This window comes from Nostoc sp. FACHB-152, assembly GCF_014697475.1.
GTDB lineage: Bacteria > Cyanobacteriota > Cyanobacteriia > Cyanobacteriales > Nostocaceae > Nostoc_B.
This window is the reverse complement of record NZ_JACJRV010000033.1, coordinates 19371-32987: the sequence shown is the minus strand read 5'-3', so window position 1 is coordinate 32987 and position 13617 is coordinate 19371. Positions and strand designations below refer to the sequence as shown.

8 protein-coding genes are annotated in these 13617 nt (G+C 40.8%); 3 read left to right on the top strand and 5 right to left on the bottom strand.

Translation table 11 applies throughout. The annotated features are described in order from the left end of the window. Positions 1 to 31: 31 nt before the first annotated feature. On the top strand, positions 32 to 1090 hold the full coding sequence (locus tag H6G76_RS20565; protein WP_242056469.1) for a hypothetical protein: 1059 nt from the start codon (positions 32 to 34) through the stop codon (positions 1088 to 1090). A 152-nt stretch (positions 1091 to 1242) separates the two neighbouring features. On the opposite strand, the gene H6G76_RS37780 is transcribed toward H6G76_RS20565, so the two are convergent. Further along, complete coding sequence (locus H6G76_RS37780; RefSeq protein WP_277883114.1) at positions 1243 to 1374, bottom strand: hypothetical protein; 132 nt, start codon at positions 1372 to 1374, stop codon at positions 1243 to 1245. 103 nt (positions 1375 to 1477) lie between these two features. On the opposite strand from H6G76_RS37780, the gene H6G76_RS37775 reads away from it, so the two are divergent. Next, complete coding sequence (locus H6G76_RS37775; RefSeq protein ID WP_313934809.1) at positions 1478 to 2884, top strand: multicopper oxidase domain-containing protein; 1407 nt, start codon at positions 1478 to 1480, stop codon at positions 2882 to 2884. 150 nt (positions 2885 to 3034) lie between these two features. Here the strand turns inward: H6G76_RS37775 and H6G76_RS20555 are convergent, their stop codons facing one another. The 3 genes from H6G76_RS20555 to H6G76_RS20545 form a co-directional block, all read right to left on the bottom strand. Next, entirely contained in the window at positions 3035 to 5167 is a 2133-nt protein-coding gene (locus H6G76_RS20555; RefSeq protein ID WP_242056473.1) for an NHLP family bacteriocin export ABC transporter peptidase/permease/ATPase subunit, read from the bottom strand. Between the two features lie 307 nt (positions 5168 to 5474). Continuing rightward, positions 5475 to 6914 carry an NHLP bacteriocin system secretion protein gene (locus tag H6G76_RS20550; RefSeq protein ID WP_190704745.1) on the bottom strand — a complete coding sequence of 480 codons (1440 nt, stop codon included), beginning with the start codon at positions 6912 to 6914 and terminating at the stop codon, positions 5475 to 5477. A gap of 67 nt (positions 6915 to 6981) precedes the next feature. Continuing rightward, positions 6982 to 8019 carry a cyclic nucleotide-binding domain-containing protein gene (locus tag H6G76_RS20545; protein ID WP_190704742.1) on the bottom strand — a complete coding sequence of 346 codons (1038 nt, stop codon included), beginning with the start codon at positions 8017 to 8019 and terminating at the stop codon, positions 6982 to 6984. Between the two features lie 452 nt (positions 8020 to 8471). Between H6G76_RS20545 and H6G76_RS20540 the strand changes: the two genes are divergently transcribed. Next, on the top strand, positions 8472 to 11129 hold the full coding sequence (locus H6G76_RS20540; protein ID WP_190704739.1) for an NHLP bacteriocin export ABC transporter permease/ATPase subunit: 2658 nt from the start codon (positions 8472 to 8474) through the stop codon (positions 11127 to 11129). Positions 11130 to 11246: 117 nt separating this feature from the next. On the opposite strand, the gene H6G76_RS20535 is transcribed toward H6G76_RS20540, so the two are convergent. Beyond that, on the bottom strand, positions 11247 to 12719 hold the full coding sequence (locus H6G76_RS20535) for a sensor histidine kinase (RefSeq protein WP_199337463.1): 1473 nt from the start codon (positions 12717 to 12719) through the stop codon (positions 11247 to 11249). Between the last annotated feature and the right edge of the window lie 898 nt (positions 12720 to 13617).

Sequence of the window (13617 nt, the reverse complement as noted above, 5' to 3'; positions counted from 1 at the left end):
AATATAATTCCCATATTAGGACAAAGCATTTATGACAATCACATCCAAAATCTTAGCCTTGACTGGCAGCACCTCATCAGAATCTCTCAAAAGTTTGCTTTCAAAAGTATTTGATCAGGAACCGAATAATTCTTTCGAGCAGAGCCAATTGATCCCATGTAATATCAAAAATGTAAATGGCAGGATTGAAAATAACGACGTTGACTTTTTTAAATTTTCACATCTTCAAGCTGGAGATTTATTTATTGCACAGGTAAATTCCAACAGATTTGACCCACTTCTGGGATGGGTTAATGACTCTGGTAATATCCAAGCGTTCAACGATGACCAATCTGACAGAAGTGTTCTACCAGTACTCACAGGAATAGTACCAGCAAGTGGGAATCTGGATTTTGCCGTGACTGGTTTGAGGGACAATAACCTTACTGGTGACCATTTTGAATCGGGTCAATATACACTTTCATTAAAGACTTTTACTTTACCTACTGCGTCTACCAATTCAACACTCCTGAACGGTGGTTTTGAAACTGGTAATTTCGCTGGCTGGACAAAACTAGGTGAATCGAGTATTCAGACATCAACATTTGGTAGCAGTCCCACCGAGGGAAGTTTCGAGGCTTTGTTGTCAACTGGAGGAGCCACATTTGCTGACTCCATTTTAGAAGAATTTTTAGGGTTAGACTCTGGAAGCCTCGATCAGATTGCTAAACAAAGTACTGGTATTAATGAAGCTACTGAAGGTTCCGCTATTCGACAAGCATTCACGGCAAAGGCTGGAGACATCTTAAGTTTCGATTGGAATTTTCTTCATAATATTGATATTCCGCAACTTCCAGGCATTTTTAATGATTTCGCTTTCGTCTCTATCAATTCTGTGTCGGCTTTGGCTAATGCGACATCCCCATTATTAATGACTTCCGTAACACCATTTAGCCAAGAAACTGGCTTTCAAACTTTTTCTTTTACAATACCGACCACCGGACAATACTCTTTAGGAATCGGAGTTGTAGATGTGGGCGATCGCACTATTGATTCTGGATTATTGGTTGACAATGTGACTCTCACCTCTGGAAACAATTTGGTGATTTAGGCGTAGATTCCAGCAACGACAGAACAACGCGCAGGTTTTACTTACACACTGAGAGATAAAATAGCAATGTTAAGTAGAAGACACTTTATAGCAGCGAGTGCTGGGTTGGGAGCAGGAGTCCTCATTCCTACGATGTTCCAATCAAAGAGAACTTATGCAGCCTCGCCACCGATAACTAAATTTACCGAGTCTTTGCCGACTCCGTTCGCGGGTTCACCACCGAGTATATTAGCGATCGCCCCAAGTACACACTCATTCCACAGCAGTTTAGGGGCAGGAGCCACATGGGGCTACGGTGGTGCTTCTTACCTCGGCCCTACTATCGAGGTCACGCGTGGGGTACCGCTTAAGCTCACCGTGGCTAATAACGTGGGAAATCACCCTCTGATGGTGGGGCTTGACACAACGTTGCATGGTGTACTTGCTTCCGATGCCACCAACCCACGGATGTCGTTGCACCTGCACGGCAGCAACACCGAACCACAAAGTGACGGTTACCCAACAGACACGTTTACACCGGGACAAACCTACGTATACAACTTCAACAACAATCAAGAAGCATCGACATTGTGGTATCACGACCATGCGCTCGGTATCACTGGGCTGAACGTTCTGGCCGGGCTTGCTGGAGTCTACCTAATCAGAGACATCGACGATCCCATAGGTGGTAATGGGCCGCTCAATCTCCCTTCTGGCGAGCCTTATGAGATACCTCTGGTGTTACAAGACCGGAAATTCAACCCCGATGGCTCAATATACCATCCCAAAGGCTGGGAATCGGAATTGATTGGTGATGTTGCTACTGTCAACGGCAAAGCATGGCCAAACCTCAAGGTTGACCGTACATTGTACCGATTCCGGATTGTCAATGGTTCAAGCGATCGAACCTACAACCTCAAGCTGTCGTCGAAACAGCCAATCATTCAAATTGGTACTGATGGGGGAATGCTCAACGCTCCGGTGCCATTGTCCAGCCTGCTGCTCTCTCCAGGCGAGCGGGCTGATGTATTGATTGACTTCTCTAAGAACCTACCAGGAGAAAAAATCGTCATCCAAAATGATGCTGTGTCACCGTTTCCGTTTGGGCGAGGCAACTTCTTTCCACAACCACCCCTGCCAGAAATTATGCAGTTCACGGTGAACGCGGGTGCTGCTGCTCCTAAAGTCATTCCTCAGAAACTACGACTGCATAAACCATTAATCAAGCCGATTGCTATTCCACCCGTGCGGCAGCGATTCTTGACACTAGTAGAAACCATAATTGAAAATAAGCTGGTGGTGGTGTTACAAAACTACGTCTATTGGGATGAGGCCGAGCAATATCCAGAACTAAGGGAACGCCCCAAGGTAGACACTGTGGAGCAATGGAACATCATTAATCTGCAACCAGTTGCCCACCCAATACATCTGCATCTAGTCTTTTTCCAGATTCTCAATCGGCAAAAGCTTGATACGGCTCAGTATCTGAGGGCATACTTTGCTACTGGCCCTCGTAAAGTACGTATGCATCATACACCACCAGGCGGGTCAACGGTACCAGCTAACTACCCACCACCAGACCCCGCACCATTTGCGATCGGGCCTGCAAGACTACCTGCACCGAATGAGGCAGGCTGGAAGGATACAGTTTTAGTCTACCCAGGCGAAGTCACTCGTCTTATCGTCCCCTTCGGCGCCCAAGCCGCGCCGAACCTGCCCTTTGGCAACTCGTTCACCGGACGCTACGTATGGCACTGCCACATGATCAGTCACGAAGACAACGAGATGATGCTGCCTTACGAGGTGGTGGCTTAGACTTGCACTTTCAGGTGAGGAATAGGAAAGACTTTAACACTCCCCGAATTTGAAATTCGGGGATTATTGCTTCACGGGGTTGCCAATAAATTTACTGAAATTTTGGTGGAGAATGAAGCAGTGTTAAAGTAGCAGGGCGGCCGCATCATGTTAACTCGTCTGCTCTAATTGAATTAATTTTGCATAGGGACTATCATTCTGTAACATCTCTTGATGAATACCTCGCTGTACTACCTTACCTTTTTCTAAAACAATGATTTCATCACAGTCGCGGATAGTACTTAAGCGGTGAGCCACAATAATGGCAGAACATCCCCGATAGCGCAGATTTCGGTCAATGATTTTTTCTGTCTCTGCATCTAAAGCACTGGTTGCTTCATCCATAACTAAAATTGTGGGATCATTGACCAATGCACGAGCAATTTCCAAACGTTGGCGTTGTCCTCCGCTTAAATTAGCTGCGCCCTCAAGCAAGTTGCTATCGTACCCTCCAGGTAAAGCTATAATCACTTCATGAATGACAGCATCTTTACAAGCTCGTACTAATTGAGAATTAAGTATTGTATCATCCCACAAAGTTAAATTATCTCTGACAGTGCCAGCATATAAAAAAATCTCTTGTTCTACCATTGCTAGAGAATTAGACATTACCGACCGGGGAATTTCTTCTCTGGGAATACCATCAAAAAGAATTACCCCCGACCAAGGTTGATACAGTCCGGCTAACAATTTAGCCACTGTTGATTTACCTGAACCGCTACCACCAACAAGCGCAACTCTTTGTCCTGGTTGTAGTTGAAAACTCAGGTCTTTAATTAAAGGCTCATCCGTCCGCGAATAACCAAAGGTGACATTTTGGAATTCTACGCATCCCCGGAGTTGGCAGGATGAAGCATACTGTAGTGGCTTGATATGTCTCTTTTGACTGTCTAATTCTGGATCAGTTGGGTTCCGCAACACATCATCCAACCGATTCAAATCACCCTCTAGTTCTTGTAGGGTACTGCCAAAATTAACTAAAGAATTGACTGGAGTTAGAAAACTATTCATTAAACTTTGAAATGCAACTAACATCCCAATGCTGAGATGTCCATCCATTACCCGCAGCCCACCGATCGCTAAAATTAATAATGAGCTTAAACTAGTCAAAAATGGCGGTAAAACTCCTAATATTTGATTAGTGATTCCTAGTTCCTGCTGACCATTAATCATTTTTGTGTAGTAACCAGACCACCGGGAGAAAAAATCAGACTCTAAGGCTGATGCTTTGAGCGTTTCCATGCTTTGGAGAGCAGCAATTTCTGTACCTGCAACTTTACCCCGGTCTTGTATGGTTCGCATATATAGATCTGTGCGCTGGCGCGAAACCCACTGTAATGTCAGCATATTAATTGCTACAAAACAAACACTAATTGCAGTTAGTACGCCATCATAAGTAAGCATGACTATGGCATAAAATACTACCATTACTGTATCAATTACTGTCCTAGCTAATTGGCCTGATAAAACTTCTGCCACTTTAGTATTGATATTAATCCGACTGCTAATTTCTCCGGCAAATCTTTGAGCATAAAATTGTACTGGCAAGCGCAATATGTGGTAGATGAATTGGCTTGACATTTCTACTGATAACTTAATATTTAATTTTCTTAAAAACCGTCTTTGCAATAGTGTTAATAATCCTTGAATAATTACAGTAATTATCATTCCTAAAATTAGTGGACGTAACCAATCTGTACGATTTTCAATAAGAACTTTATCGACAAAAATCTGGTTGAATACTGGTAAAACTAACCCAGGAATAACTAGAAAAAATCCTGCGAGTAAACAATAGAGGATGGCTCCCCAAGAACTCTGTAACCTGTCAAGCAAGGAGCCAATTAAGCTAGGTTTCCGGCCTCCGCGTTGAAATTCTACTCCTGGTTCCATGACCAGAACAACTCCTGTGTAGGCTTCATCAAATTCTTGGTAAGAAACTCGTCTTGGCCCTGCGGCTGGGTCATTCAGGTAAACCCAATCTTTTTTAAATCCCTCGACTACTAAAAAATGGTTGAAATTCCAAAAGACAATATATGGCGGACGGAGTGTTTTTAATTGCTCTAATTGCTTTTTAAAACCTTTAGCCTGCATTCCATAGGTTCTGGCAGCTTTAATCATGTTAGAAGCTTTGCTACCATCACGAGAAATACCGCAACTTTGCCGCAGTTCTGCTAGGGGTACAATTTTGCGATAGTACGCCAAAATAATTCCTAAAGCTGCCGCACCGCATTCCACGGCTTCCATTTGCAAAACAGTAGGAGTTTTTACACGCGAGGGAATTTGACTTTGTGCTGTTCCTAAGTCTGGCGGTGGTGTTTTTTTGCGGAAGGGATTGAGGTTTGAAATGGAGACAATTACATTCATTGGTAAAGAGAGGGGACAGGTTACAGGTGACAGGGAATAGAAATGGAGAAGGATGCATCAGCCTTACTGGTCTGGCAAGTCAACTTTACTAGGTGGCGAGCAGAGGGGAATGGACAGTAACTTATCCCCTGCTCCCCAGCCCCCGTGCTGCCTTTACGCAGCAATTTTGGTTTGTCAGACTACTACTTTAGTCAATCCCAGTAAATTCACGGAGAATGGGCAAGACATAAGTAATTGGTGCTTGTTCTGAGACTTTCACCCGCACACTGGTAGTTGTTCCCGCAGAAATTTTCAATTTTGGCCCTTGGGAAGAAGACCAACGATAACCGCTAAAGGTGGATGACTCGATGACCATTTCTGCGCGCACTTCCATGTCTCCACCGCCAGTGGGCAAGATTTTGGCTACTAAGTCAGGATTACCAATAATAGAATTTGCACCTTCTTTGGTAACAGGTAAGGGGGAAACGGAGGTTACTTGAGCAACGATACCGCCGAAGCGTTCTCTTTTCACGGAGTCGGGGGTGATTTGTAGGGTCATTCCTGGTTGAATCTGCTTGCCATCTTTGACGTTAAAGTAAGAAATGGCAATCAGTGGAGTGTTGTTGCCACTGGCGTTTACGGTTAATAGAGGAGTTCCAGGACTAACAACTTGACCGACAAAAGTTGAGACTTCTAAGATACAACCACTGCTGAGACTGAAAATATTGCTATTATCTAATATTTGTTTCTCTAGTTGAGCGATCGCTCGATTTACATCCTGAATTTGATTAACTTTAGTATTAATATTTTCGGCATTTTCTTGCTCAATACGTTTACTCCTAGTTTCTAAGTCTTTTAATTGTGCTTGCAGTTCTCCTACAGAACTGAGATTTCCTAAGTATCTCTGCTGTGCTTCTGTTTCTTGCACATCTAACTGCTTGAGTTGCGCTTGGATATCATATACACTTTGTAACCCTTGTTTATATTCTTGCTGTGCTTGTAATAAGGTATCTTTGGCAATTGCGCCTGCATCTAAAAGCTGCTGACGTTTCTGGAGTCTATCTTGGAGGACAGGCACAAGTTCTGTAGCATCATTAAGGCGTTGCTGTAAACTAATACGCTGTTGACGAATAGCATTTAAGCCTTTTTCATAAAATGCAGGCGTGAGAGTTTGGGTATCACGTAAACGTTGAATGTAACTTGCTCTAGCAGATGCGATCGCTTCTTTTTCTTTTGTAATCCTTTGTTGCTGAAGAACAATAGAATTCCGTTCTTGTGTTTGTAACTGCGACAGTTTTAAACGTTGGAGTTGTAATTGTTGTTTGAGATCAGTAGGATCAATTGTGGCTAGGATATCTCCTTTTTCGATACATTGTCCGGTTTTAACATTCAGACTTTTCAATTGTCCTGAAATCGGGGACTCAAAAGTTATAGCTTGATTGGGTTTCATGAGTATTCCTTTACCTGAAACCGTCACAGGAATTCGACCACAAATACTCCAAATTAACCCCAAGATAATAAAACTACCTAAAGTAGCCAATGGTAGCCAATCTAAAGGATTAACTATCTGCATTAATTGATCTAATCTCTCTGGAGAAGATAAACGCTCCAGCGATTCTTTGCGAAATATACTTTCTTTGTCAGGCATTGCTTGGGGAGTTGAGAATGGAGAGTTGGGAATGGGTTTTTCTTGACCATTGACTATTGACCATTGCCTATTGCCTATTCAACCTTTTAATCATCCAGTCAAATCTAGCACCAGCTAAGGCGGTATTGTCTAAGGTATCTAAGTCAATTTCATCTTCAACTTCGATATCTTCGGATAGGATTTCGTCTAGTTGATAAGCTAATTTGCCAAATCCTCGGCGGAATAATCTATCACGTATTCTATCTGTTAAAACTACAGCGATCGCTCGATAAAATCGGGCTGTAAATCCTGTATCTTGCTTTAATTTTTTGGCTAGTATTTGCTGTGGTAATGCTAATAATATTGAAGATTCTACTGCTTTAACTGTGGCAGAAGCAGTGGTTGTTTCTACAAAGGACATTTCTCCTAAAATTTCACCTTTGACTGACTTAGCAATTTCTTTTTGAGTTAGTTCATTATGTTGTGTGCTAACGTAAATTCCTAATTTGCCATCTAACAATATATATAGTGCGTCAACTGGCTTACCTTCCTCAATCAGCACCGTTCCTGGATTAACTTTGATTTTAGTTCCCTGAGAAATCATCCAATCAATATCGCCGTCATTCAAGATGGCAAATACAAATAAAACTTTTCGTAGTGCTTCACCCGGAACTACTTTATTTTTAATGAGAAAATCACTTAATCTTCGTAATTGCTGTGAGAGTTCAATAGACAGCATTTGATAAAAATGGGCAGCAAAATCTGTATCTTCTTCTAACTTATTAATTAATAAAATTCTAGGCACAGATAAAACCTGTGATTGTTGCAAGGCGATAAAACTACTAGATGGCGGACGATTATCTATAAAAGATAGAGATTCTACAATTTCTCCCGCATTTACCCGATCAATTTCTACTGCATCTTCTATATTCCCAGTGGGAGAAACACAAATACTGAAAGCTCCTTCTAACAAAACTTCTACTGTATCAAGAATTGCTTGACCTTCTTTAATAAGAATTTCACCAGGATAATATTCAGTGATTCTACCTACACTAAGCATCCAATCAATATCGCTATTTCTAAAAGCTACAAAATTAGGAAAATTAGCCAGTGTTTGTTTGAGCATAGTATTTAAACTTGATTATGGGTGGTATTAAATTATTTATTGCACTAGAATATAGTCTTTTAACTTTGACACTAAAGTTAAAAATATTTAAAACGCAAAGCTAGTATGAGTTTTAACATGGGTAATTAATTTAAATAAATGTCACCTTTAGCATTAGCTAAAAAAACATTGTTCATAGAAGGTTAAAAGTTAACCTAACTTAATATGAATCTGATAAAAAAATTTATAAATCGGATAGTATTTCCTCTCTCTAGGATGATCAATCATTTTTAGTTTGCCCAGAAGAATCGCTAAATCACCGCGAAGATTGCAGAACTGGCAAATCAGGCTAAAATTTATCCTCCTAAATCGCCAAGCAACCCAGACTAAGGCTAGTGGCGTAAGCCAAAGTCCTGATTCTCTAAGCACTTTACTGCTGACTACAAAGTAATTAAAAAATTCTATAAATTCAAATGAATGATTCCGAGTTATTGTTTACAGGTAATCAGTCCCGATTATTAGATGATCCTCACACTGTTTGGCAGATTAAATCAGGTGCGATCGCATTGTTTGCTATTCCCATCCACCAAGGGATTGCAGGAGTTCGCCGTTATTTATTTACTGCCACAGCAGGAGAAGCTTTGTTTGGGATAGCGACTAAAACCCATAAAATTTTAGCGGTATCTATGGAAGATACTGTATTGTGGCAACTAAATATCCATGATTGGGGGAAAGATGAGTTTGCGGGAGTTCCGGAGTTATTGCAGACTTGGGGGAAAAATATCTGTAGTTGTGTAAGCGATCGCATTGTCGTTCCCTCTGTGTTCTCTCATCCTGAAAAGCTGAGTAATTGCGACAGCATCCAAGTTACTCTTGATGAATTGCATAGCAACTTCTGTGAAATTCTTCTGCAAATAGAACAGGAGGAATTAGCCAATAAACTACAGCAATTCCAAGCACGAGAACAACTTAACCATCAAGTAAAAGTTGGTGCTTTAGGTAATTTAGCCTCAGTTCTTAAACCCAAACAAGCAGAACTTTTGCAAGAAGGGACACCCCTGTTAATTGCCGCCGGTGCCGTAGGTAGGGCATTAGGTATGAAGATTCTGCCCCCGGCGCGTTCTGAAGATATGAGTCGGATTAAAGAACCCCTAGAAGCGATCGCCCGTGCATCTCGCATTCGGATTCGGCGGGTATTACTCAACGAGCAATGGTGGTTAAAAGATACTAGTCCTCTACTAGGATACACGTATCAAGAGAATCGCCCTGTGGCAATTTTACCAGTAGGTACAAGAAAATACGAAATTTTTGACCCAGAACATCATACTCGCATTCCCGTCAATAATTATACTGCTAAACAACTGGCTCCCTTTGCCTATGTGTTTTATCGTTCCCTCCCAGATCAAAATTTAACTGCGATCAATGTGTTGCAGTTCGCCTTCCAAGGGCAGATAAGAGAACTGCTAATCATCCTCCTGACAGGCACAATCGCCGCATTACTAGGGATGTTAACGCCCTTAGCCACCGGCATTCTCATCGATGCTGCCATTCCCGATGGCGATCGCGGCTTATTAGTTCAAATCGGCTTAGGTCTATTGGCAGCCACCTTCGGCACAGTGATTTTTCAAACTGCCCAAGGGTTTGCCGGACTGAGACTAGACAGTAAAGCTAGTTTAGATTCCCAAGCAGCCCTTTGGGATAGATTATTGAATTTACGGGTATCTTTATTTCGGCAGTATTCCATTGGCGATTTACAATCTCGCGTTTCTGCTATCACCCAAATTCGTCAGAAACTTGGCGACACAGTATTACGCACAATTTTTACTAGTTTCTTCTCCCTGCTGAATTTGGGACTGTTGTTTGTCTACAGTTCTAGTTTGGCTCTAGTTGTGTTAGCAGTAGCAGTGGCGACAATCATCTTTACTACGATCTCTGGCATATTTACCCGCCAGAAATTGCGTGCTTTAGAAGAAATAGAAGGAGATATTTTTGGTTTCACTGTCCAGATGGTTGCAGGCGTTTCTAAACTTCGTGTCAACAGTGCCGAAGACCGTGCCTTTGCTTACTGGGCAAACAAATATAGTCAGCAACTCAAACTCAAACTGAGTACAGAAATAGTAGAAGATATCTTAGCTATATTTAATACTGTCATGCCAACAGTTACTTCGATCATCATCTTTTGGCTGGCAATCACATTAATTACACAAGCCCCATCTCAAGGCAGTGCCGGATTATCTACAGGTACATTTTTAGCATTTAACTCAGCCTTTGCTATTTTTATTTTGGGTGCAACACAACTGAGCAATACCATAATTAGCATATTAGACATCAGTATTTTTTGGGAACGAGCAAAACCTATCTTTCAGGCGCAACCAGAAATTGACCTAAACAAAAGCGATCCGGGGCGGTTAACAGGTAAAGTCAAAATTGATCATGTAACGTTCCGTTACCGAGAAGACGGCCCCCTCAACTTAGATGATGTCACTATTAAGTGCGAAGCCGGAGAGTTTGTTGCTTTAGTAGGGCCTTCTGGTAGTGGTAAATCGACAATTATTAGGATGTTGTTGGGGTTTGAAACACCAAAAGACGGGACAATTTACTACGATGGTCAGGATTTATCAGGCTTAGATATATCAGCAGTGCGGCGACAGATTGGTGTTGTCTTGCAAAATGGCCGGATTAATAGTGCTTCTATTTTTGAAAATATTTCTAGCGGCGCATTAGTGACGATGGATGAAGCTTGGGAAGCGGCGCGCATGGCTGGGTTTGCTGATGATATTAAATTTATGCCAATGGAGATGCACACAGTCATTTCCGAAGGCGGGACAAACCTGTCTGGTGGACAAAGACAGCGATTATTAATTGCCCGTGCTTTGGTATTAAAACCGAGAATCCTTATTTTTGATGAAGCTACCAGTGCCTTAGATAATCGAACCCAAGCTATAGTTAGCAGCAGTTTAGATAATTTGGGAGTCACGCGCATAGTAATTGCTCATCGCCTCAGCACCATCCGCAATGCTGATAAAATTTATGTGATTGAAGCTGGCCGAGTTGTTCAGCAAGGTAAGTTTGAGGAATTAGTCAGCCAAGAGGGGTTATTTGCAAATTTGATGGCGCGACAGATGGCTTAGGGTAGGGCAGGCGATCGCACCAAATTTTACTATATTGCGAAGGGCAAGGCAAAAAGGAGGAGTCTAACCCTAAACATCCTATCAGGCATTGTAACTAATTTGACATTCTTTTTGATGTTAAAACTGAGTCTGTTCTTGATTAACAGGAAGGGTAAACCAGAACATACTACCTTCTCCAACAGAACTTTCAACGCCAATACTACCACCATGAGCTTCGACGATTTGACGGCACAAGTACAGACCCAGACCAGATTTTCCACTGCGAGTTCGTCCTTGAATAAAACGGTGGAACAGGCGTTCTTTCTCTTGTGGTGAAATTCCTAAACCCTGATCACGCACACTAACTTGTACTTGGTTTGCTTGATAAGCTGCTACTTCTAGGAAAATTGTTTTATTTGGCTCGCTTACCCGCACCGCATTTTCTAGCAGGTTTTGTAAAACTCTTCTAATCTCTAACTCATCACCATAAATGGTTGGTAGAGATGGAGAAATTTTATAGATTAACGAGATCTCAGATTTTAAATTTGCTTTGAGTTGAGCAATTATTTTGACAAAAATCTCTTCCCAATCAAGAGGTTCATAGTTTAGCTGAATGCCACCATCAGCTTCATAACGAGAGACATCTAGTAGAACTTCTACAAGCTTGAGAAGATCCATGTTCGCTTGGCGGCACTCTTGAAACACTTCCTTCCAAGTATCGTTTACCGGGCCAAAAGCTCCTTTCAAAATTGCATCCCAAGTATTGCGGGTGGCAAGCAAAGGTGAGCGGATATCGTGGGATAAAGCAGAAATCAGGTTTTGAAACTGTTGATTGCGCTCGTTCATCCATTCCTGACGAGCATAAGTTTCAACTGCCATTGTATTGAGAACAAGAGCCAATTGTCCAATTTCATCACATGAGGAATAATCAAATTTGGCTTCCATTTCCCCATTTCGCCACTTTTCTCCAACCTGCGTCAATTTGGCTAAAGGAATTGCCACTCTTTGATATAATAGTTTTACATTATATGCAACTCCTGCTAATACCACTATTAGTAAAAATAAGTCTACAGCTACATTAATTTTGTAAAATTGCTGGACTTGATACTGATGTTGCTCTAAAATAATATCCTCATGCAAAAGCAGGGTACGTATTTGATCGCTCAGAGCATTGAATAAGGGATCTTCTCCTGAAATATAGATATTGGCAGATCTGAAAAGTTGTCTATTTTTTAATTGATTTTGCCAGTGAGTAGAGAGAATTTTAATCTGATCAAGTTTCTGGAGTTGAGTAGGGTTATTTTGTGAAAGAGTGTATAGACGCTCTAGGCTGGTATGGAAGTCTAACTTTTGAGGAGTACTAACTTCAAGAAAGTTTCTTTCTTGATGACAGGCAATGTTCAGCAGCTGTTCTGCTTCACGCTTTACTAGCAAAGTATGGCTGATCCGAGTAGCTGCTTGCTGGCTGAGGATTGTTATCCAAAGGTTCCAGCCTTGTTGTCCTACTATTAATAACACTAGAACTAAAAAGCTAGTGTACAAAGGTGCAAATAAACGAATTCTTAGAGCTGACGGTGCTAGTAAACGTAAAAAAGTAATAGATGACACCATTGAAATAGTTTTCTTGCTATTTAGAGACAATTCCAAATTATTTGCTCGTATATTGTTTGAGCATGACTCTGGATACAGCAATCCCAGCAGTAGCAAATAATACAAAATTTTGAAAATTAATTAAGAATTCTAATGGTAGTCTCATGACAATATTAAGTATTCATACTAATGAGTCTTGTAAGATAATCTAAGCACATATTCAATACGTAAGTATTATTTTCATATTTATATTGTTTAAAGCTGTTTAAGTATATAAATTGTTTGTAAAGCTGGTGTTGTAAAAAAGTTTGAATGGAAGTAATAAATGTTTTTTAGCTTGATAACAACATCGAAATTAGATGTAACTGTATTGCTACAATTCAATTTCGTAAGACTATTTAGTTTATCAACTCTTCATTATGCTTTTCACGATTTTTTCGGCTCTCATGAGCTTTTATACATTTCTAAAAATGCTTACATTGTATGGTATAGTGACGGAAACTAAACCTGATGAATATGAAAAGTTAATGTAACAATTTTCCAAAATTACATTATCAATCAAATATTAAACGAATTCGCAATTCGTTTTTTCTGTGTTGTAACGAAGATTTAGACTCTGCCACAACACTTGCGAATTGATAGAAAATGGGACTTAACCCCCTACATTTTGTTCAAGATAGGCTAATAATTAAAATAATTCTTAGAAATTTTAAGTATTTTTTATATTACGGTTAATTTTATGTGTTTAATATATTAGTTGATATCAACACTAGTTTTACTTAATCTTTTTTTGATCCACCTAATTTTTAGTAAACCAACTCTACAATCAGAACAGAGACTAGTGTAGGACACAACTACGCTTTAATCGCTCATATTAATAGAATTTTCTAGGGCAAGGGATAATGATGAATGTATAAGT